This window comes from Azohydromonas caseinilytica (assembly GCF_012927045.1).
In the GTDB taxonomy this organism is placed as follows: Bacteria; Pseudomonadota; Gammaproteobacteria; order Burkholderiales; family Burkholderiaceae_C; genus Azohydromonas; species Azohydromonas caseinilytica.
Window position 1 is genome coordinate 234,121 of record NZ_JABBFW010000003.1, and the last position, 20,738, is coordinate 254,858.

Genomic DNA, 20,738 nt, shown 5'->3' on the forward strand with positions numbered 1-20,738 from the left:
CTCCCCGGCGCAATGGCGTGAAGCTTGCAAGCCGCCGGCGCCATGAACGCCCAGAAGGCCCTGCGCATCGTCATCGTTGCGCCTGATTCCCTGAGCCCAGACCCGGCCGACACCGCCGCCCTGGTGGAGGTCGAGCGCTCGCGCAGCCTGCGCATCGGGCTGCTGCAGCATGGCTACAACATCGTCGCCGTGCTGCCCATCGACCCTTTCCTGCCCGAGCGGCTGGCGCAGATCCAGCCCGACATGATCATCGTGGACGCCGAAAGCCAGGCGCGCGACACGCTGGAGCATGTCGTGATGGCCACGCGCGACGCGCGCCGCCCCATCGTGCTGTTCACCGACGACGAGGACACCTCGCATGTCGGCGCCGCCATCGCCGCCGGCGTGACGGCCTACGTGGTGGCGGGCCTGGCGCCGGAGCGCATCAAGTCGGTGCTGGAGGTGGCCCTGGCGCGCTTTCGCCACGAGGAGGACCTGCGCCGCCAACTCGCCGACGCGCGCAACCAGCTCGACGAGCGCAAGGTGATCGAACGCGCCAAGGGCCTGCTGATGAAGCGCCAGGGCATCGACGAGGCCCAGGCCTACGCCCGGCTGCGCAAGACCGCGATGGACAAGGGCCTCAGGCTCGCCGAAGTGGCGCAACGCATCATCGACGTGGCGGATCTGCTCGGATAAGCACCAAGGCCGCGCACCGCGGCGGGCCACGACGGCTCGCCTTGGTGCACAAGGACGGCCCTGAAACGGCTTTTCCCGGGAGCGCAGCCTGGCACAGGGCTTGCGACATTCACGCCGGGAGGCCAAAGGCGGTCTCCCGACGAATCACGGCACCCGGCCAAGGCCGGTCGGGCAAGCCATCAGGACGACGGCGTCCCCATGCCCCGCAGGCGCGAGCACCGCGGGTCACAGGGACGCCGTTTTTCATTGCCCGCACGACAAACCCACAGGGACTTCGATGAACAAGGACGCGATCAACATGGGACGCCGCTCCATCGTCAGGGCCGCTGCCGCCTCGGCAGCCACCGCCGCCACCGGCTTCGTGCCTGGCCTGCAAGCCGCGGTCCACGCCGCCGGCTCCGACAAGCCGGAGAAGGAGGAGGTGCGCATCGGCTTCATCCCGCTGACGGATTGCGCCTCGGTGGTGATGGCCTCGGTGCTGGGCTTCGACAAGAAGTACGGGGTCAGGATCGTCCCGACCAAGGAAGCCTCCTGGGCCGGCGTGCGCGACAAGCTCGTCAACGGCGAGCTCGACATGGCGCATGTGCTCTACGGCCTCGTCTACGGCGTGCACCTGGGCGTGGGCGGCCCCAAGAAGGACATGGCCGTGCTGATGACGCTCAACCACAACGGCCAGGCCATCACGCTGTCGAAGAAGCTGGCCGAGGCCGGCGCGGTGGACGGCCCGTCGCTGGCCAGGCTCATGGCCAAGGACAAGCGCGAATACACCTTCGCGCAGACCTTCCCCACCGGCACGCACGCCATGTGGCTGTACTACTGGCTCGCCAGCGCCGGCATCGACCCGATGAGGGACGCCAAGGTCATCACCGTGCCGCCGCCGCAGATGGTGGCCAACATGCGCGTGGGCAACATGGACGGCTACTGCGTGGGCGAGCCCTGGGGGCACCGCGCCATCATGGACGGCATCGGCGTCACCGCCGTCACCACGCAGGACATCTGGAAGGACCACCCCGAGAAGGTCCTGGGCTGCACCGGCGACTTCGTCAGGAAGTACCCCAACACCGCCCGCGCCGTGGTGATGGCCGTGATGGAGGCCAGCCGCTGGATCGACGCCAGCCTGCAGAACAAGATGAAGATGGCCGAAACCGTGGCCGACAAGGCCTACGTCAACACCGGCGTGGACGCCATCAACCAGCGCATCCTGGGCCGCTACCAGAATGGCCTGGGCAAGACCTGGGACGACCCCAACCACATGAAGTTCTTCAACGACGGGGCCGTGAACTTCCCCTACCTGTCGGACGGCATGTGGTTCCTCACCCAGCACAAGCGCTGGGGCCTGCTCAAGGCGCACCCCGACTACCTGGGCGTGGCGAAGCAGATCAACCAGATCGATCTCTACCGCGAGGCCGCCTCCGCCCTGAAGGTCAGCGTGCCCAAGGACGTGATGCGCAGCAGCAAGCTCATCGACGGCGTGGTGTGGGACGGCAAGGACCCGGCCCGGTACGCCGACTCCTTCAAGTCCAAGGCCGCCTGAGCCACGAACCGCACCACAGGAGAAGACCATGGTCAGTGCCGTCTTTCACGCCCCTGCCGAAGCCGTGGCCGAGGCCGCGGCGCAGCCCGCGCCCACTGCGGTCAAGGCCGCCCCGGCCGCCAGGCCCGCCGTGGAGCGCCGCCCGCTCATCGACCTGCGCGCCCTCACCGGCGCCGTGCTGCCGCCGCTGGCCGGCATCGCCTTGCTGATCGGCGTGTGGGCCCTGCTCACGATGAGCAGCAGCACCTTCCCCACGCCGGCCGCAACCTGGGAAGCCGCCGTGCAGCTGTTCGCGGACCCCTTCTACCGCAACGGCCCCAACGACCAGGGCATCGGCTGGAACATCTTCAACTCGCTGCAGCGCGTGGCCGTGGGCTTTGGATTGGCGGCGCTGGTGGGCATTCCGCTGGGCTTTCTCATCGGCCGCTTCAGCCTGCTCAACCGCATGGTGTCGCCGCTGGTGAGCCTGCTGCGCCCGGTGTCGCCGCTGGCGTGGCTGCCCATCGGGCTGCTGGTGTTCAAGGCCGCCAACCCGGCGGCGATCTGGACCATCTTCATCTGCTCGATCTGGCCCATGGTCATCAACACCGCCGTGGGCGTGCAGCGCGTGCCGCAGGACTACCTCAACGTGGCGCGCGTGCTCAACCTCAGCGAGCTGACGCTGGCGCGCAAGATCCTCTTCCCCGCCGTGCTGCCCTACATGCTCACCGGCGTGCGGCTGTCGGTGGGCACCGCCTGGCTGGTGATCGTCGCGGCCGAGATGCTGACCGGCGGCGTGGGCATCGGCTTCTGGGTCTGGGACGAGTGGAACAACCTCAACGTGCAGCACATCATCATCGCCATCGTCGTCATCGGCGTGGTGGGCCTGCTGCTGGAGCAGGCGCTGGTGGCCCTGGCCAAGCGTTTTTCCTTCGACGAGTGAGCCGGGCAGACGCCCAAGGAGACCCGCCATGCAAGATTTCATCCGCATCGAAGGCGCCGAGATGGTGTTCGACACCAGGAAGGGCCGCTTCCACGCGCTGCAGGGCATCGAGCTGCGCATCGCCCACGGCGAGTTCGTGTCGCTGATCGGCCACTCCGGCTGCGGCAAGAGCACGCTGCTCAACCTCATCGCCGGCCTGACCCGGCCCACGCAGGGCGTGCTGCTGTGCGAGAACCGTGAGATCACGGCCCCCGGCCCGGAGCGCGCGGTGGTGTTCCAGAACCACTCGCTGCTGCCCTGGCTGAGCTGCCACGACAACGTGTACCTGGGCGTGGAGCGCGTGTTCGGCGCCAGGGAAAGCAAGGCGCAGCTCAGGCAACGCACGCTCGCGGCGCTGGAGTTGGTGGGCATGAGCCACGCCATCGCCAAGCGCCCCAACGAGGTCTCGGGTGGCATGAAGCAGCGCGTGGGCATCGCGCGCGCCCTGGCCATGGAGCCCAAGGTGCTGCTGATGGACGAGCCCTTCGGCGCCCTGGACGCGCTCACCCGCGCCAAGCTGCAGGACGAGCTGCTGCGCATCGTGGCGCGCACGCGCAGCACGGTGGTGATGGTCACGCACGACGTGGACGAGGCCGTGCTGCTGTCGGACCGCATCGTGATGATGACCAACGGCCCGGCCGCCACCATCGGCGAGATCGCCACCGTGGACCTGCCGCGTCCGCGCGACCGCGTCGCGCTGGCCGAGGACCTGGGCTACATCCGGCTGCGCAAGCAGGTGCTGGACTTCCTCTACACCCGCCACGGCGAGAAGCGCGCCGCCTGACCGAAGCTGCGGCGGGACAGCCCGACCGCATGCGGGCCGTCCCATCCTTCACGCCTGCGCTGCTTCGGCACGCAGGCGTTTTTTTGCCAAGAACGAAAGAAGCTCAGTGCTTCTCGCGCGCGTGGTTGATCGAGTACTTCGGGATCTCGATGGTCACGTCCTTGTCGGAAATGATGGCCTGGCAGGACAGGCGCGAAGTGGGCTCCAGACCCCAGGCGCGGTCGAGCAGGTCTTCCTCGGATTCGTCCATCTCGCCCAGCGAGTTGAAACCCTCGCGCACCACCACGTGGCAGGTGGTGCAGGCGCAGCTCAGCTCGCAGGCGTGCTCGATCTCGATGTGGTTGTCCAGCAATGCCTCGCAGATCGAGGTGCCGCGCTCGGCCTGGATGGTGGCGCCTTCAGGGCAGTACTCCTCATGCGGGAGGATGCGGATGACGGGCATGGAGAGCTTTCCCTTCAGACTTCTTCGATGGTGCGGCCGGTGAGCGCCGACTGGATGCCGCGGTTCATGCGCGCGGCGGCAAAGGCTTCGGTGCCCTTGGCCAGGCGCTCCACGGCGGCGTTGATGGCGGCGTGGTCCTCGCCCTCGGCCACTTCGGCCAGCTCGCGCATGAGCGCGTCGATGTCGGCACGTTCCTGCTCATCGAGCAGGTCGGCATCGGCGGCCAGCGCCGATTGCGTGGCCAGCAGCATGCGCTCGGCCTCGACGCGGGCCTCGCGCAGCGCGCGGGCGCTCATGTCGGCATCGGCCTGCGAGAAGCCTTCCTGCAGCATGCGGGCGATGTCCTCGTCGGCCAAGCCGTAGCTGGGCTTCACCTGCACCGAGGCCTCGACCCCGGTGCTCTGCTCGCGGGCCGAGACATGCAGCAGGCCGTCGGCATCGACCTCGAAGGTCACGCGGATGCGCGCCGCGCCCGCGACCAGCGGCGGGATGCCGCGCAGCTCGAAGCGCGCCAGCGAGCGGCAGTCGGCCACCAGCTCGCGCTCGCCCTGCACCACGTGGATGGCCATGGCGGTCTGGCCGTCCTTGAAGGTGGTGAACTCCTGCGCCTTGGCCACGGGGATGGTGGTGTTGCGCTCGATGATGCGCTCCACCAGGCCACCCATGGTCTCGATGCCCAGCGACAGCGGGATCACGTCCAGCAGCAGGATGTCGTCGGCCCCGGCATGGCCGGCGAGTTGGTGGGCCTGCACCGCCGCGCCCAGGGCCACGACTTCATCCGGATTGAGGTTCACCAGCGGCTCGCGGCCGAAGTACGCGCCCACGGCGTGGCGGATGACCGGCATGCGGGTGGAGCCGCCCACCATCACCACGCCCTGCACCTCGTCGCGCGCAACCTTGGCGTCGCGCAGCACGCGCCGCACGCTGCCCAGGGTGCGGTCCACCAGCGGCTTGGTGACTTCCTCGAACTGCGCGCGCGTCACCGGCACCTCGATGACGCCGTCGGCCAGCTCGCAGCGCAGCACGGCCTGCTCCTGGCTGCTGAGCGCTTCCTTGGCCGCGCGCGCGCTCACCAGCAGCGCGCGCTTGTCGTGGGCGCTGAAGTCCGCGCCCACGGCCTCCCGGCCGCTTTGCGCCAGCGCCCAGTCGGCCAGCACGGCGTCGAAATCGTCTCCCCCCAGCGCGGCGTCGCCGCCGGTGGCCACCACCTCGAACACGCCCTTGGTCAGGCGCAGCAGCGAGATGTCGAAGGTGCCGCCGCCGAGGTCGTAGACGGCGTAGAGGCCCTCGCTGCCGTTGTCCAGGCCGTAGGCCACGGCGGCCGCGGTGGGCTCGTTGATGAGGCGCAGCACGTTGATGCCGGCGAGCTTGGCGGCGTCCTTGGTGGCCTGGCGCTGCGCATCGTCGAAGTACGCGGGCACCGTGATGACGGCACCGAACAGGTCGTCGTTGAAAGTGTCCTCGGCGCGGTAGCGCAGCGTGGCCAGGATCTCGGCCGACACCTCCACCGGCGACTTGACGCCCTCGCGCGTGTGCACGGCCACCATGCCGGGCTGGTCCACGAAGCGGTAGGGCAGCTTGGCGTGGCCGCTGAGGTCGGCGAGCTTGCGGCCCATGAAGCGCTTGACGGAGACGACCGTGTTCTCCGGATCGTCGGCCTGCACCGCCAGGGCCTCGTGGCCGATCTGGCGCCGGCCGCCGTCGAGGTAGCGCACGGCCGAGGGCAGGATGACGCGGCCCTGCTCGTCGGGCAGGCACTCGGCCACGCCATGGCGCACCGCGGCCACCAGCGAATGCGTGGTGCCCAGGTCGATGCCCACGGCGATGCGTCGCTGGTGCGGGTCCGGCGTCTGGCCGGGTTCGGAGATCTGCAGCAGTGCCATGTCTTTTGTTTTGCGTGCTCTGGGAGGGCCGTTATTGTCCCAGCGCGTCCAGTCGGGCCTCGATGTCCTCTCGAAAGCGCGCGACGAACATGAGGGCTCTGACGCGCTGCGCGGCCGTGGGGGGGTCGTTGCGCTCGTCGAGCAGCTGCCGCACCTCGTCCAGCAATGCCCGCTCGCTGGCCCGCACTTCCTCGTCCAGCGCCTCCACGGCCGCGGTATCGGGGGCCTCCTCCAGCGCCTCGCGCCATTCCATCTGCTGCATCAGGAAGGCGCCGGGCATGGCGGTGTTGCTGTGTGCCTCGATGGGCGCGCCGCGCAGCTCGCACAGGTAGGCCGCGCGCGTGAGCGGATCGCGCAGCCGCCGGTAAGCCTCGTTGACGCGCACCGACCACTGCATGGCCAGGCGTTGCGCGGTGGGGCCTTCGGCCGCGAAGCGGTCGGGGTGGACCCGGGCCTGCAACTGGCGCCAGCAGGTGTCGAGCGCGGCACGGTCGATGGAAAACTTCGGCGCGAGGCCGAACAGCGTGAAATCGTCGTCGGAGAGGTTCATGAACGCGGGCCGGGCCGGTGGATCGTGTGGCGCGGCGCGCGCGCATTGTCAGCCACGCAACGACAGTGCCGCCCGAAGGCGGCACCGGCATGCGAGCGCAAGGGACTCAGACCCGGAAGGACTCGCCACAACCGCAGCGATCCTTCTCGCGCGGGTTGTGGAACTTGAAGCCCTCGTTGAGGCCTTCGCGCACGAAGTCCAGCTCGGTGCCGTCCAGGTAGGGCAGGCTCTTGGGATCGATCAGGATCTTGACGCCATGGCCTTCGAAGACATGGTCCTCGGGCGCCACCTCGTCGGCGTACTCCAGCTTGTAGGCCATGCCCGAGCAGCCGGTGGTCTTGACGCCCAGCCGCACGCCCACGCCCTTGCCCCGGCGTGCCAGGTAGCGCGTGACGTGGCGCGCCGCCGCTTCGGTCAACGTGACTGCCATGGCCTTATTGCGCCACGGTCGAGCCGTGCTTGGCCTTGTAGTCGTCCACCGCAGCCTTGATCGCGTCCTCGGCCAGGATCGAGCAGTGGATCTTGACCGGCGGCAGCGCCAGCTCCTCGGCGATCTGGGTGTTCTTGATCGTGAGCGCCTCGTCCAGCGACTTGCCCTTGACCCATTCCGTCACCAGCGAGCTCGACGCGATGGCCGAGCCGCAGCCGTAGGTCTTGAACTTGGCGTCCTCGATCAAGCCCGTGGCCGGGTTGACCTTGATCTGCAGCTTCATCACGTCGCCGCAGGCCGGCGCGCCCACCATGCCCGTGCCCACCGTCTCGTCGCCCTTGGCGAAGGAACCCACGTTGCGCGGGTTCTCGTAGTGGTCCACCACCTTGTCGCTGTATGCCATGACCGTTACTCCAAATGTCTAGAAAACCAACGCGCCTTCAGCTCATGGCTCAGTGCGCACTCCACTGGATCGTGCTGATGTCGATGCCGTCCTGGTACATCTCCCACAGCGGCGAGAGTTCGCGCAGCTTGGCCACGCGGTCCTTGAGCGTGGTGATCGCGTAGTCGATCTCCTCTTCCGTGGTGAAGCGGCCGATCGTCATGCGCAGGCTGGAGTGGGCCAGCTCGTCGCTGCGGCCCAGCGCGCGCAGCACGTAGCTGGGCTCCAGGCTGGCCGAGGTGCAGGCCGAGCCCGAGCTCACGGCGATGCCCTTGATGCCCATGATCAGCGACTCGCCCTCGACGAAGTTGAAGCTGATGTTGAGGTTGTGCGGCACCCGCTTGTCGAGGTGGCCGTTCACGAAGGTCTGCTCGATGTCCGACAGGCCCTTGAGCAGCCGCTGCTGCAGCGCGCGGATGCGCTCGCGCTCGGCCGGGCCCTCTTCCTTGGCGATGCGGAAGGCCTCGCCCATGCCCACGATCTGGTGCGTGGGCAGCGTGCCCGAGCGCATGCCGCGCTCGTGGCCGCCGCCGTGCATCTGCGCCTCCAGGCGCACGCGCGGCTTGCGGCGCACGTACAGCGCGCCGATGCCCTTGGGCCCGTAGGTCTTGTGCGAGGCCAGGCTCATCAGGTCCACCGGCAGCGTCTGCAGGTCGATGTCCACCTTGCCGGTGGCCTGCGCCGCGTCGACGTGGAAGATGATCCCGCGCTCACGGCAGATCGCGCCCAGGGTCGGGATGTCCTGAATCACGCCGATCTCGTTGTTCACGAGCATCACCGAGACCAGGATCGTGTCCGGGCGCAGCGCGGCCTTGAACTGCTCCAGGTCGAGCAGGCCGTCCTCCTGGACGTCGAGGTACGTGGCCTCGAAGCCCTGGCGCTCCAGCTCGCGCACCGTGTCGAGCACGGCCTTGTGCTCGGTCTTGACGGTGATGATGTGCTTGCCGCGCGTCTTGTAGAAATGCGCCGCGCCCTTGATGGCCAGGTTGTTGGACTCGGTGGCGCCGGAGGTCCAGACGATCTCGCGCGGGTCGGCATTGATCAGCGCCGCCACCTGCGCGCGCGCCTTCTCCACGGCCTCTTCCGCTTCCCAGCCCCAGGCATGGCTGCGCGAGGCGGGGTTGCCGAAATGCTCGCGCAACCACGGCACCATCGCGTCCACCACGCGCGGGTCCACCGGCGTGGTGGCGCCATAGTCCATGTAGATCGGGAAGTGCGGCGTCATGTCCATGGGAAGGAAGCTTTGTCGTGCGTTGGGCGGGCGGCACGCGCCGCCCGCGGGTGGTTACTGCTGCGGAAGGCGGCGCCTTCAGGCGCCGGCCGAGCTCACTTGGTGAAGGCGTTGCCCAGGGCGAACACCGAGTTCGGCGCCGTGACCTTGATCGGCTTGACCACCGGCGTGCTGGAGATGGCGCGCTTGACGGGCGCCTCCTCCACCGACACGCCCTTGGCGATCTGGTCGTCCACGAGCTTCTGCAGCGAGATCGAGTCCAGGTACTCGATCATCTTGTTGTTGAGGTTGGTCCAGAGCTCGTGCGTCATGCACTTGCCCGAGTCCTCGCCCATGCAGTTTTCCTTGCCGCCACAGCCCGTGGCGTCCAGGGCCTCGTCCACGGCGACGATGATGTCGGCCACCGTGATGTCCTCGGCCTTGCGGCCCAGCGAGTAGCCGCCGCCCGGGCCGCGGGTGCTCTCGACCAGCTCGTGGCGGCGCAGCTTGCCGAACAGCTGCTCCAGGTACGACAGCGAGATCTGCTGGCGCTGGCTGATCGCCGCCAAAGCCACCGGGCCCGAATGCGAGCGCAGTGCCAGATCGATCATCGCGGTGACGGCAAAACGGCCTTTGGTGGTAAGACGCATCGAAGTACTCCTGTGCCGCAACCGGCGGCAATCGCTGACCCTGTCCTCCCGCGGATCACACGGGTCGGCCGTCATGCGACCGTGCCCCTTCCTGGGGCCCCCACCCGGCTTATTCCGAGTGTTTTGGTCGATTATACATGAAGCCACCCTTTGGATCTGGGGGAGCTAGGCGCAAGTTCCCTTGACGTCATCGGGGTTTACACCCTGCAACGATGGTGCGCCAGCAAGAAGCTTGCGCTGGCGCAACCCCGGAGCCGGCGCCGCCGGCCCGCCACACACCGGGGCGGGACAGGCTCACAGGTGCGGGTCAACCGCGCCCGGTCAAGGGCACGACGTTGCTGTCGTGCGTGGCGGCGCCGAAGACCTGCTCGCGCAGCAGCGCCAGCTGGTCGCGCAGCCGCGCCGCCTGCTCGAACTCCAGGTTGCGCGCGTGCTCCAGCATCTGCTTTTCCAGCAGCTTGATGCGCTTGCCCAGGTCCTTCTCGCTCATCGCCTCGACGGCGGCGGCGGCCTGGGCGTTCTTGAGGTCGTCCTTGGCGGTCTTGTCCGAGACCACGCCGTCGATCATCTCGCGCACCTGCTTGCGCACCGTGCGTGGCGTGATGCCGTGCTCGGCGTTGTGGGCCACCTGCTTGGCGCGGCGGCGCTCGGTCTCGCCGATGGCGCGGCGCATCGAGTCGGTGATCTTGTCGGCGTAGAGGATGGCCTTGCCCGAGGCGTTGCGCGCGGCGCGGCCGATGGTCTGGATCAGGCTGCGCTCGGCGCGCAGGAAGCCCTCCTTGTCGGCGTCGAGGATCGCCACCAGCGACACCTCCGGAATGTCCAGGCCCTCGCGCAGCAGGTTGATGCCCACCAGCACGTCGAAGAGGCCCAGGCGCAGGTCGCGGATGATCTCCACCCGCTCCACCGTGTCCACGTCGGAGTGCAGGTAGCGCACTTTCACGCCGTTGTCGGTGAGGTAGTCGGTGAGCTGCTCGGCCATGCGCTTGGTCAGCGTGGTGATGAGCACGCGCTCGTCGCGCTCCACGCGGTCGCGGATCTCCTGCAGCACGTCGTCCACCTGGTGCAGTGCCGGGCGCACCTCGATTTCCGGATCGACCAGGCCCGTGGGCCGCACCACCTGCTCCACCACCTGCCCGGCGTGGCGCTGCTCGTAGTCCGCGGGCGTGGCCGAGACGAAGACGCACTGGCGCATCTTGGTCTCGAACTCCTCGAACTTCAGCGGCCGGTTGTCCAGCGCCGAAGGCAGGCGGAAGCCGTACTCCACCAGCGTGGTCTTGCGCGCGCGGTCGCCGTTGTACATGCCGCCGAACTGGCCGATGAGCACGTGCGACTCGTCGAAGAACATCAGCGCGTCGCGCGGCAGGTAGTCCACCAGCGTCGGCGGCGGCGAGCCCGGCTCGGAACCGGAGAGGTGGCGGGTGTAGTTCTCGATGCCCTTGCAGTGGCCCACCTCCTGCAGCATCTCCAGGTCGAAGCGCGTGCGCTGCTCCAGGCGCTGCGCCTCCACCAGCTTGCCGCTGGCCACGAACTCGTCCACGCGCTGGCGCAACTCGGCCTTGATGCCGTCGATGGCCGAGAGCACGCGCTCGCGCGGCGTCACATAGTGGCTGCTGGGGTAGACGGTGAAGCGCGGGATCTTCTGGCGGATGCGCCCGGTGAGCGGGTCAAAGAGCTGCAGCGACTCCACCTCGTCGTCGAACAGCTCGATGCGGATGGCCAGCTCCGAGTGCTCGGCCGGGAACACGTCGATGGTGTCGCCGCGCACGCGGAAATTTCCGCGTGCGAACTCCATGTCATTGCGCGCGTACTGCATGCGCACCAGCTGCGCGATCACGTCACGCTGGCCCATCTTGTCGCCCACGCGCAGCGTCATGACCATCTGGTGGTAGTCGGCCGGGTTGCCGATGCCGTAGATGGCCGAGACGGAAGCCACGATCACCACGTCGCGGCGCTCCAGCAGGCTCTTGGTGGCCGACAAGCGCATCTGCTCGATGTGCTCGTTGATGGCGCTGTCCTTCTCGATGAACAGGTCGCGCTGCGGCACGTAGGCCTCGGGCTGGTAGTAGTCGTAGTAGCTGACGAAGTACTCGACCGCGTTCTTCGGGAAGAACTCGCGGAACTCGCTGTAGAGCTGCGCCGCCAGCGTCTTGTTGGGCGCGAACACGATGGCCGGACGCCCCAGCCGCGCGATGGCGTTGGCCATGGTGAAGGTCTTGCCCGAGCCCGTGACGCCCAGGAGCGTCTGGAAGCTCAGGCCGTCCTGCACGCCCTCCACCAGCTGCTCGATGGCCGTGGGCTGGTCGCCCGCGGGCGGGTACGGCTGGAACAGCTCGAAGGGCGAGCCGGGATAGCGCACGAACTCGCCCTGCGGCGCGGCGGCTGGCGCCACCTCTTGCGGCTCGGGGGCAGCGGCGGCGCTCGGGACGGGCTTGGGAGAAGGCATCGGGCGGTCTCTGGAAAACCTGGGAAAACGGCGTGGCGCCGGAGCGCGGCGCTTAGAATTGCGCGCCCTCCGGCCAGGCCGGCGGGCAATCCGACAGCCTAGCGCATTGCCCGTACCCCCACCGGCAGCGCCCCTCTCCTTCTTCCTGGAAGCACCCATGTCCCTGTTTGCCGCCGTCGAAATGGCCCCGCGCGACCCGATCCTGGGCCTCAACGAACAGTTCGCCGCCGATCCCAACCCCGCCAAGGTCAACCTGGGCGTGGGCGTGTACTTCGACGATGAAGGCAAGCTGCCCCTGCTGAAGTGCGTCGCCGCGGCCGAGCAGCAGTTGCTCGAAGCCAAGAAGCCCCGCGGCTACCTGCCCATCGACGGCATCGCCGCCTACGACAAGGCGGTGCAGGGCCTGGTCTTCGGCGCCGACAGCGACGCCGTCAAGGGTGGCCGCATCGCCACCGTGCAGGCCCTGGGCGGCACCGGCGGCCTCAAGATCGGCGCCGACTTCCTCAAGCGCGTGAACCCGGCGGCCAAGGTGCTGATCAGCGACCCGAGCTGGGAAAACCACCGCGCCCTGTTCACCAACGCCGGCTTCGAGGTCGGCACCTACCCGTACTACGACGCCGAGAACCGCGGCGTCCGCTTCGACGCCATGCTCGCCGCGCTGCAGGCCGCGCCCAAGGGCACGGTCGTGGTGCTGCACGCCTGCTGCCACAACCCCACCGGCTACGACATCACGCCCCAGCAGTGGACGCAGGTGGTCGAGGCCGTCAAGAGCGCCGGCCTGGTGGCCTTCCTCGACATGGCCTACCAGGGCTTCGGCGAGGGCATCGCCGAGGACGGCGCCGTGATCCAGCAGTTCCTGGCCGCGGGCATCGACTTCTTCGTCTCCACCTCCTTCTCCAAGAGCTTCTCGCTGTACGGCGAGCGCGTGGGCGCGCTCAGCGTGGTGTGCGACAGCGCCGACGAGGCCGCGCGCGTGCTCAGCCAGCTCAAGATCGTGATCCGCACCAACTACTCCAACCCGCCCACCCATGGCGCGCAGGTGGTGGCCACGGTGCTGAGCACGCCCTCGTTGCGTGCGCAATGGGAAGAGGAGCTCGCCGGCATGCGCCAGCGCATCAAGCTGATGCGCTCGCTGCTGGTGGAGAAGCTGCAGGCCGCCGGCGTGAAGCAGGACCTCTCCTTCATCGTGCGCCAGAAGGGCATGTTCAGCTACTCGGGCCTGACCAAGGAGCAGATGCAGCGCCTGCGCGGCGAGTTCGGCGTCTACGGCGTGGACTCCGGCCGCATCTGCGTGGCCGCGCTCAACAGCCGCAACATCGACGCCGTGGCCAAGGCCATCGCGCAGGTCGCCTAAGGCCGTTGCGGCCTCAGGCCGCCGCCGGGGCAGTCGGCGGCGGTTTGATTTGCGTGAACTGCATCGCACAAGGGCCGGATTTCGGCCCTTTGTCCATCCTTGGCATCCCGGGCAGTGGCAGCCTCTGGCCGTGCCACGCACGAAAATTGCTGCAGTCGCACATTCGTCAGGTCCGGCTCAAGAAGCGCGCGCATTCTGATTGCCGTCCCTGACGTCGCCCCCTAAATCCTGCCTGCGAGGTTCTTTCCGATGCTGTACCAGCTGTATGAAAGCCAGCGCGCCCTGATGGCGCCCTTCTCCGAGTTCGCCAGCGCGGCCTCCAAGCTGTACGACCATCCGCTGTCCCCATTCGCGCATTCGCCCCTGGCGCAGCGCATCTCCGCGGCCCTGGACCTGCTGCACCGGCTGGCCAAGGACTACGAGAAGCCCCAGTTCGAGATCACGTCCGCCACCGTCAACGGCGTGGAAGTCGCGGTGCAGGAGCGCGTGGCGCTGCACAAGCCCTTCTGCCGGCTGCTGCGCTTCAAGCGCTTCAGCGACGACCTGCAGGCCCTGACCGCCATGAAGGGCCAGCCCACGGTGCTGGTGGTGGCGCCGCTGTCGGGCCACCACTCGACGCTGCTGCGCGACACGGTGCGCGCGCTGCTGCACGACCACAAGGTCTACATCACCGACTGGACCGACGCGCGCATGGTGCCCGCCGAGGCCGGCGCGTTCCACCTCGACGACTACGTGGCCTACGTGCAGGACTTCATCCGCCACATCGGCCCGGACGTCCACGTGATCTCGGTGTGCCAGCCCACGGTGCCGGTGCTGGCTGCGGTGTCGCTGCTGGCCAGCCGCGGCGAGGCCACGCCGCGCACCATGACCATGATGGGCGGCCCCATCGACGCCCGGCGCTCGCCCACGGCCGTGAACAACCTGGCGATGAACAAGCGCCACGAGTGGTTCGAGAACAACGTGATCTACCGCGTGCCGCCCAACTACCCCGGCGCCGGCCGCCGCGTGTACCCGGGCTTCCTGCAGCACACGGGCTTCGTGGCCATGAACCCCGATCGCCACCTGAGCTCGCACTACGACTACTTCCTCGACCTCATCCGCGGCGACGAGGACAGCGCCGAGGCGCACCGCAAGTTCTACGACGAGTACAACGCCGTGCTGGACATGCCGGCCGACTACTACCTGGAAACCATCAAGACCGTGTTCCAGGACTTCGCGCTGGTCAACGGCACCTGGGTGGTCAACGGCGAGCTGGTCAGGCCGCAGGACATCACCAGCAGCGCGCTGCTGACGATCGAGGGCGAGCTCGACGACATCTCCGGCGCCGGCCAGACCCGCGCCGCGCACGACCTGTGCACCGGCATCCCCAAGGAGCGCCAATTCCACTACGACGTGGAAGGCGCCGGCCACTACGGCATCTTCTCGGGCCGGCGCTGGCGCGAGAAGGTGTACCCGCAGGTGCGCGACTTCATCGCCCGTTACGACGGCGACGCCCCCGCCCAGGCGCAGCAGCCCGCCGCCATCGCCGACACGTCCGCCGAGCCACTGCCGGCGCCCACGCGCTCCAAGCGCTCCACCACGAAAGCCGGTGCCTGAAGTTCTGACTGAAACCGGCGCGCTGCTGCCGCTGCAGGGCCTGGCCGCGGCCATCGACGCGGCCCTGCCGCAGACGCAGTGCACGCGCTGCGGCTACGCCGACTGCCGCGCCTACGCCCAGGCCGTGGCCGAGGGCACGGCCGCCATCGACCGCTGCCCGCCCGGCGGCGCCGAGGGCGTGCGCCGCCTGGCCGAGCTCACCGGCCAGGCGCCGCGCCCGCTGGACGCGGCCTGCGGCAGCGAAGGGCCGCGCCAAGTGGCCTTCATCGACGAGGCCTGGTGCATCGGCTGCACGCTGTGCATCAAGGCCTGCCCGGTGGACTGCATCGCCGGCGCCACCAAGCGCATGCACACCGTCATCGAGAGCGAGTGCACCGGCTGCGCGCTGTGCCTGCTGGCCTGCCCGGTGGACTGCATCGTGATGGAGCCCGTGACCACCGCCACCGGCTGGGCCGCCTGGAGCCCGGCGCAGGCCGAGCATGCGCGCCGGCGCTATGCCGCGCACCGCGCCCGCCTGGCGCAGGCCGAGGAAGACACGCGCGAGCGCCTCATCGCCAGGGCGGAGCTGAAGCTGGCCGACCTGCCCGCCCACAGCCAGCACCAGGACCCGGCCACGCTGGACAAGAAGCGCGCCGTGATCGAGGCCGCGCTGGCCCGGGCCCGCGCGCAGCGCGCATCCAGGGTGTGACGAGTCCCATGAACGATCAGGCGGTCGAGCGCCTCTTTGCCACGCTGCGCGCGGCCAATCCGCAGCCCACCACCGAGCTGGAATTCACCAACGTGTTCGAGCTGCTGGCGGCGGTGCTGCTGTCGGCGCAGTCCACCGACGCGGGCGTCAACAAGGCCACGCGGCGGCTGTTCCCCGTGGCCAACACGCCGCGCAAGATGATGGCGCTGGGCATCGAGGGCATCGCCGGCTACATCCGCAGCGTGGGCCTGTACCCGACCAAGGCCAAGAACCTCTGGAACACCAGCCGCATCCTGGTGGAGCAGCATGGCGGGCGCGTGCCGCGCAGCCGCGAGGCGCTGGAGGCCCTGCCCGGCGTGGGACGCAAGACGGCCAACGTGGTGCTCAACGTCGCCTTCGGCGAACCCACCATGGCGGTGGACACGCACATCTTCCGCGTCGGCAACCGCACCGGGCTGGCGCCCGGGCGCACGCCGCTGGAGGTCGAACAGGGGCTGCTGCGCCGGGTGCCCGAGCCGTACCGCGTCGATGCGCACCACTGGCTCATCCTGCATGGCCGCTACGTGTGCCAGGCAAGGCGCCCGCTGTGCGAGCGTTGCGGTGTGACCGACTGCTGCGACTTGTTCCAGAGCGCCCGGGCCTGAGGGTGCTGCCGCCTACAATCCCCGGCCTCGTCCCGCCCTCCGAACCATGCCGACCCTGGAAGAACTTGCCGAGCGCATCGAGCTGCTTGCGCGCCGACATGAGCAGCTCCAGCACGCCCATGCCGAGCTGCAACGCCAGCATGCCGAGCTCAGCACCGAGCGCGACCAGTTGCGCTCCCGCCTGAACGCCGCGCGTTCGCGCATCGATGTCCTCATCGAGCGGATCTCCGCCACCGACACCCGCCAGGGTTGATCCCGCCGCTGCCGCGCCCCGAACCCATGAAACAGCTCGAAGTCACCATCCTCGGCCAGAGCTACCTGCTGGGCTGCCCCGACGGCGGCGAGCAGGCGCTGCAGGCTGCCGTTGCCCAGGTGGACCGCGAGATGACGGCCATCCGCGATGCCGGCCGCATCAAGGCGCGCGAGCGCATTGCCGTGCTGGCCGCGCTCAACCTGGCCTACCAGCTGGTGCAGCGCCCGGCACAGGCGCCGAGCCCGGCACCGGCCGCGCCGGCCGGTGACAGCGCCACGGCCGCGCAGTTGCAGGCGCTCATCGACCGCATCGACCGCGCGCTGGAGGCGGACGAAGCGGTTTCGCGCACGACTTGACAGGGTTGATGCGCGGCCTCCTCCGAAGCTGGTGGAGGCAGGGCGTAAAATCCACCTCGTCCGCCGCGTTCGCGTGGGTTCTATATTTCCTTGAACCGATGCTCTCGCGAGCAAGGGCCTGGAAAATTGCTGGATGGGCGCGATCGTCTCGCGTCAGACGAACCCGAAGTCCTGCTGACCGGACCCACCTGAATCCCCTGGGTTCAGGAATGCGGCCCACGGCTCGCGGTGGACACCCCTTCTTCTCTCCTCACACGGGTTCAGCCCTTGCGGCAGCTGGTGCGGTTCCGGCCAGTGCAGCGCCTGCTTGCGCGTTGCCGCGGCCAAGCCCGTTGGTTTCCTCTGCACCATGGACCTGACTCTCGCGGCCGAGCTGCTGCTGCTGGGCTGCTGCACCGGCTTTCTGGCCGGATTGCTGGGCATCGGCGGCGGCATGCTGCTGGTGCCCTTCCTGAGCTTCATCCTGTCGCATCGCGGCGTGCCGTCGGACATGGCGGTGAAGATGGCGATCGCCACGTCCATGACCACCATCGTGTTCACCTCGCTGTCGAGCGTGCGCGCGCACCACAAGCGCGGCGCGGTGCGCTGGCCCCTGGTGCGCAACATGGCGCCGGGCATCGTGCTGGGCGGCATGCTGGCCGGCGCGGGCGCCTTCGCCCTCATCAAGGGGCAGGCGCTGGCGCTGTTCTTCGCGGCCTTCGTCGCCTTCTCGGCCACGCAGATGCTGCGCGCGCGCGCGCCGCACCCCGACCGTGACATGCCGGGCCGGCTCGGCCAGGCCGCCGCGGGCAGCGGCATCGGCTTCCTCTCCGGCCTGGTGGGCGCGGGCGGGGGCTTCGTGTCGGTGCCCTTCATGACGCGCTGCAACGTGCCCATCCACCAGGCGGTGGCCACCAGCGCGGCGCTGGGCTTTCCGATCGCGCTGGCCAACACGGCCGGCTATCTCATCGGCGGCATCGGCCTGACGCCGGCACTGCCCGGCGCGGTGGGCTACCTGTACCTGCCGGCGCTGGGCGTCATCGCGGCCGCCAGCGTGATGCTGGCCCCGCTGGGCGCGCGCACCGCGCACGCGCTGGACGTGCGCCAGCTCAAGCGCGCCTTCGCCGTGCTGCTGTACCTGCTGGCCGCCTACATGCTCTACAAGGGCCTGCAGGGCTGAGGACGCGGGCCATGCCGGTGCGGACGCAACCGCCCCGGCACGCCGGCACGCCGGCACAGGCCGCGCGCCACGCGCGGCGGCTCAGCGCCTGGGCTCGAACGGCACGCGCGCCAGCACGGCCTGATTGCCCCCGCGCTGCTGCGCCTCGGCCAGCGCCGCCTCGCAGGCCGCCACCAGCGCGCCGCCCTCCGGGGCGGTGTGCGGACAGCTCGCCACGCCCATGGAAACCGTAAAGCGCAGCTCCTGGCCCGCGCTGACCACGATCTGCGCCGCGCACTCGCGCCGCAGCTGCTCCATGCGGCCGTAGGCCAGCGCCAGCCCCATGTTGGACATCAGCACCGCGAAGCGCTGGCCGTCGAGGCGGCAGGTCGAATCCGCCGCCCGGGTGTTGCCGCGCAGCAGCCGCGCCAGCGCCGCGCGCACGCTGGCCAGCGCCGGCTCGTCCCAGGAGCGCGTGCCGGGCGGGTCCAGCGCCACCCACACCAGCGCGAACTCGCGCTGCTCCTGCCTGAAGGCGCTCAGCGCGCGCTCCAGCTGCTCGTCGAAGTAGGCGCGCAGGTGCAGCCCGGTGCTCCGGTCCAGCGCGCCGCTGTTCATGCCCTGGCGCGAGAGCTCGTCATTCAGGCGCTGCTGCTGCTCCAGCTGCTGCAGCAGCTCGCGCAGCCGCTGCTGATCGCGGCGCCGCGGCGCCAGGTCGGTCCAGAGGCTGCACAGCAGCCGCCGCCCATCGGGCAGCAGCAGGATTTCGCGCCAGACGCTGAACTCGTGCTGCTCGCCGCGCCACTCGAAGCGGTGCTCGCTGTGCAGCGGCTTGTCCGGCGGCAGCTGCAGCGCGTGCGTCTCGGCGGCGCGCAGCGGCGCCGGCAGCGGCGGGTCCAGCGCCGCATCGCCCTGCGCCAGCAGCTCGGCCCAGTCGCAGCGCAGCCACTGGGCCATGGCCTCGTTGACGTGCACGTAGGCGCCGCTGTTGACGTCCTTGACCGCCAGCAGCGTGCCCTGGCGCGACAGCCAGGCCGGCAGCAGCCGGCCCAGCTCGGCGGCCAGGGCCGTGTCGGCCGGTGCGGGAGCGCCGGGCGTGGCGGCGAGTGAGGAAGGTTCAATGTCCATGCGGGATCGGATCGGGACGCCGTCGATGCAGCGAGGGTACGCCGTGGCGACGGGGTTTCATTCCAGGTCGTCGTTCGCCCTGAAAAAACCTCGTCACACCTGCGTAGGCGGGTGTCCACGAACTCCGGGCTGCATCCCGGCCCGCGTGGATGCCCGCCTGTGCGGACATGACACAGAAATATTTCAGCTTCGATGGAGAAAGCCGAATCAGTCGAAGAGCTGCTGCGCGCTGCGCTCGTAGTCGCTGGTGAGCTCCTCGAAGCGGGCCAGCAGCGCCTCGGCCGCAAGCGCCAGCTGGCGGCGTCCGGTCGGGTGCCCGGCCTCGCGCACGCCCTGCTGCATGCGCAGCCACTCGCGCGCGGCGGCATCCAGCGCGATGCGGATGGCCGGCGAGCTCAGCGGCAGCTGCTGCAGCCGCTGCAGCGCCTGGTCGAACTCGCGCGCCGTGGCCGCGGCCTGCGACAGCGCCTGCGCGCCTTCGGATGTGTCCAGCAGCGCCCCCATCAGCACCTGCTTGAGCAGGCGCTGGCCCAGCATGCGCTGGCGCCCGGCCAGGTTCACCGCGGACAGGGTCTGCAGCGCGCTGTTGGCTTCCAGCGCGCGCGTGAGCCGTTCGGCCGCCCCGAGCAGCGCCTCGGCCGCGGTGTCGAGCGCACCCAGGTCGGGGAGCTGCGGCGCGGCATCGAGTGAGCGCTCCAGCAGAGTCCAGGCCGACTGCAGCGGCTGCAGCAGGTCGCCCAGCGTGGCCTGCGACAGCGTGCGGTCCAGGTGCTCCAGGTTGCGCTGCGCCTGCTGGCGCGCGGCGGCCTGGGCCGCGGCGGCTTCGAAATCGGGCGCGGGCGCCAGCCGCAGCGCCTGCAGCGCCACCAGGCGCTGCGACAGCATGCGCAGCTGCCCGGCACGATTGATGGCCTCGGCATCGCGCGCCGCGTCGATGAGATGCTGCGACAGCCGCCCGACGCGCAGCTTGCCCTGCATGGCCGCGCCGCGCAGGCGGCGGAAGGCCTCGTCCTCCGACAGCCCGTGCGAGCGCATCAGGATGCCCTTGGCCCGGTCCACCAGCTTGCGCTCCTCCAGCCGCTGCTGCGCCTCGTCGCGCTCGCCGCGCAGGCGCTGCTCATGCTCGAAGCGCGTGCGCGCGAGCTGCAGCAGCGCGCGCAGCCGCGTCGGCGCGTAGCCGTGCACCACCCAGCCCGCCACGCCCAGCGCCAGCGCGCGCTGCGCGCCCTCCACGCTGGCATCGGCGGTGAACACCAGCACCGGCATGGGCTGCGTGCGCGCCAGCAGCTCCAGGGCCTCGAACAAGCCGCCTTGCGCCGGCTGCGGCTCCCAGCACACGACCACGTCCGGTGCACAACGCAGGGCCTGCTGCACCAGCTTGTCGCACTCGCAGGCACCAAGGACGTGAATGCCGGCGGCCTGGAGCTCTTCGGACAGCGGCGGCGCGGAGGTGCCGGGGGCGCAGACGACGAGGGCGGAAGTCATGGAGCGGGCCGGCGCAGCGGCCGGGCGGCTAGAGGAGGAAGACAGCATGGGAAAGGCTCCGCAAGCTTCGGGCCGCCCGCAGGCAGCCG

General features: G+C 69.6%; 21 protein-coding genes and 1 other RNA gene. 12 read left to right on the forward strand and 10 right to left on the reverse strand.

Translation table 11 applies throughout. The features are described from left to right. Nucleotides 1–42 precede the first annotated feature (42 nt). From HHL10_RS06465 to HHL10_RS06480, 4 genes are all read left to right on the forward strand, one after another. A complete protein-coding gene (locus HHL10_RS06465) occupies nucleotides 43–675 on the forward strand; it encodes an ANTAR domain-containing response regulator (RefSeq protein WP_169159524.1) in 633 nt (210 codons plus the stop codon). A gap of 277 nt (nucleotides 676–952) precedes the next feature. Continuing rightward, a complete protein-coding gene (locus tag HHL10_RS06470) occupies nucleotides 953–2,209 on the forward strand; it encodes a CmpA/NrtA family ABC transporter substrate-binding protein (protein WP_169159525.1) in 1,257 nt (418 codons plus the stop codon). A gap of 28 nt (nucleotides 2,210–2,237) precedes the next feature. Then, nucleotides 2,238–3,131 (forward strand): nitrate ABC transporter permease, encoded by an 894-nt coding sequence (ntrB, locus tag HHL10_RS06475; RefSeq protein WP_169159526.1) that lies wholly within the window; start codon nucleotides 2,238–2,240, stop codon nucleotides 3,129–3,131. A 28-nt stretch (nucleotides 3,132–3,159) separates the two neighbouring features. Beyond that, nucleotides 3,160–3,954, forward strand: a complete 795-nt coding sequence (locus HHL10_RS06480) for an ABC transporter ATP-binding protein (RefSeq protein ID WP_169159527.1) — start codon at nucleotides 3,160–3,162, stop codon at nucleotides 3,952–3,954. A gap of 103 nt (nucleotides 3,955–4,057) precedes the next feature. Here HHL10_RS06480 and fdx read toward each other — a convergent pair whose 3' ends face one another. From fdx to uvrB, 8 genes are all read right to left on the reverse strand, one after another. Continuing rightward, entirely contained in the window at nucleotides 4,058–4,396 is a 339-nt protein-coding gene (fdx, locus tag HHL10_RS06485) for an ISC system 2Fe-2S type ferredoxin (RefSeq protein WP_169159528.1), read from the reverse strand. Between the two features lie 14 nt (nucleotides 4,397–4,410). Next, nucleotides 4,411–6,279 (reverse strand): Fe-S protein assembly chaperone HscA, encoded by a 1,869-nt coding sequence (gene hscA / locus HHL10_RS06490; protein WP_169159529.1) that lies wholly within the window; start codon nucleotides 6,277–6,279, stop codon nucleotides 4,411–4,413. A gap of 31 nt (nucleotides 6,280–6,310) precedes the next feature. Continuing rightward, complete coding sequence (gene hscB / locus HHL10_RS06495; RefSeq protein WP_169159530.1) at nucleotides 6,311–6,829, reverse strand: Fe-S protein assembly co-chaperone HscB; 519 nt, start codon at nucleotides 6,827–6,829, stop codon at nucleotides 6,311–6,313. 106 nt (nucleotides 6,830–6,935) lie between these two features. Further along, a complete protein-coding gene (iscA, locus tag HHL10_RS06500) occupies nucleotides 6,936–7,259 on the reverse strand; it encodes an iron-sulfur cluster assembly protein IscA (protein ID WP_066333378.1) in 324 nt (107 codons plus the stop codon). Nucleotides 7,260–7,263: 4 nt separating this feature from the next. Beyond that, a complete protein-coding gene (gene iscU / locus HHL10_RS06505) occupies nucleotides 7,264–7,662 on the reverse strand; it encodes a Fe-S cluster assembly scaffold IscU (protein WP_169159531.1) in 399 nt (132 codons plus the stop codon). A 49-nt stretch (nucleotides 7,663–7,711) separates the two neighbouring features. Beyond that, on the reverse strand, nucleotides 7,712–8,932 hold the full coding sequence (locus HHL10_RS06510) for an IscS subfamily cysteine desulfurase (RefSeq protein WP_169159532.1): 1,221 nt from the start codon (nucleotides 8,930–8,932) through the stop codon (nucleotides 7,712–7,714). A 95-nt stretch (nucleotides 8,933–9,027) separates the two neighbouring features. Then, complete coding sequence (iscR, locus tag HHL10_RS06515) at nucleotides 9,028–9,561, reverse strand: Fe-S cluster assembly transcriptional regulator IscR (RefSeq protein ID WP_028997537.1); 534 nt, start codon at nucleotides 9,559–9,561, stop codon at nucleotides 9,028–9,030. A gap of 307 nt (nucleotides 9,562–9,868) precedes the next feature. Further along, the gene (gene uvrB, locus HHL10_RS06520; protein WP_169159533.1) at nucleotides 9,869–12,007 is read right to left on the reverse strand and encodes an excinuclease ABC subunit UvrB; all 2,139 of its coding nucleotides are present in this window, start codon (nucleotides 12,005–12,007) and stop codon (nucleotides 9,869–9,871) included. A gap of 157 nt (nucleotides 12,008–12,164) precedes the next feature. Here uvrB and HHL10_RS06525 point away from each other — a divergent pair, with 157 nt between their 5' ends. From HHL10_RS06525 to HHL10_RS06560, 8 genes are all read left to right on the forward strand, one after another. Continuing rightward, nucleotides 12,165–13,361, forward strand: a complete 1,197-nt coding sequence (locus HHL10_RS06525; RefSeq protein WP_169159534.1) for an amino acid aminotransferase — start codon at nucleotides 12,165–12,167, stop codon at nucleotides 13,359–13,361. A 249-nt stretch (nucleotides 13,362–13,610) separates the two neighbouring features. Beyond that, nucleotides 13,611–14,957: a polyhydroxyalkanoate depolymerase gene (locus HHL10_RS06530; protein ID WP_169159535.1), complete on the forward strand. Its 1,347-nt coding sequence runs from the start codon at nucleotides 13,611–13,613 to the stop codon at nucleotides 14,955–14,957. Beyond that, a complete protein-coding gene (rsxB, locus tag HHL10_RS06535; RefSeq protein WP_310734540.1) occupies nucleotides 14,950–15,645 on the forward strand; it encodes an electron transport complex subunit RsxB in 696 nt (231 codons plus the stop codon). Before HHL10_RS06530 ends, rsxB begins: the two co-directional genes overlap by 8 nt. 8 nt (nucleotides 15,646–15,653) lie before the next feature. After that, nucleotides 15,654–16,289, forward strand: coding sequence for an endonuclease III (nth, locus tag HHL10_RS06540; RefSeq protein WP_169159536.1), 636 nt, complete (start codon nucleotides 15,654–15,656; stop codon nucleotides 16,287–16,289). A 46-nt stretch (nucleotides 16,290–16,335) separates the two neighbouring features. Next, nucleotides 16,336–16,542, forward strand: coding sequence for a DUF904 domain-containing protein (locus HHL10_RS06545; RefSeq protein ID WP_169159537.1), 207 nt, complete (start codon nucleotides 16,336–16,338; stop codon nucleotides 16,540–16,542). Nucleotides 16,543–16,568: 26 nt separating this feature from the next. Beyond that, a complete protein-coding gene (locus HHL10_RS06550; protein WP_169159538.1) occupies nucleotides 16,569–16,898 on the forward strand; it encodes a cell division protein ZapA in 330 nt (109 codons plus the stop codon). A 54-nt stretch (nucleotides 16,899–16,952) separates the two neighbouring features. Continuing rightward, nucleotides 16,953–17,137: non-coding RNA, 6S RNA (gene ssrS / locus HHL10_RS06555), on the forward strand. A gap of 110 nt (nucleotides 17,138–17,247) precedes the next feature. Further along, on the forward strand, nucleotides 17,248–18,057 hold the full coding sequence (locus HHL10_RS06560) for a sulfite exporter TauE/SafE family protein (protein ID WP_169159539.1): 810 nt from the start codon (nucleotides 17,248–17,250) through the stop codon (nucleotides 18,055–18,057). 81 nt (nucleotides 18,058–18,138) lie between these two features. Here the strand turns inward: HHL10_RS06560 and HHL10_RS06565 are convergent, their stop codons facing one another. Further along, on the reverse strand, nucleotides 18,139–19,164 hold the full coding sequence (locus HHL10_RS06565) for a GGDEF domain-containing protein (RefSeq protein ID WP_169159540.1): 1,026 nt from the start codon (nucleotides 19,162–19,164) through the stop codon (nucleotides 18,139–18,141). Between the two features lie 207 nt (nucleotides 19,165–19,371). Continuing rightward, nucleotides 19,372–20,649: a type IV pili methyl-accepting chemotaxis transducer N-terminal domain-containing protein gene (locus HHL10_RS06570; protein WP_169159541.1), complete on the reverse strand. Its 1,278-nt coding sequence runs from the start codon at nucleotides 20,647–20,649 to the stop codon at nucleotides 19,372–19,374. Nucleotides 20,650–20,738 lie beyond the last annotated feature (89 nt).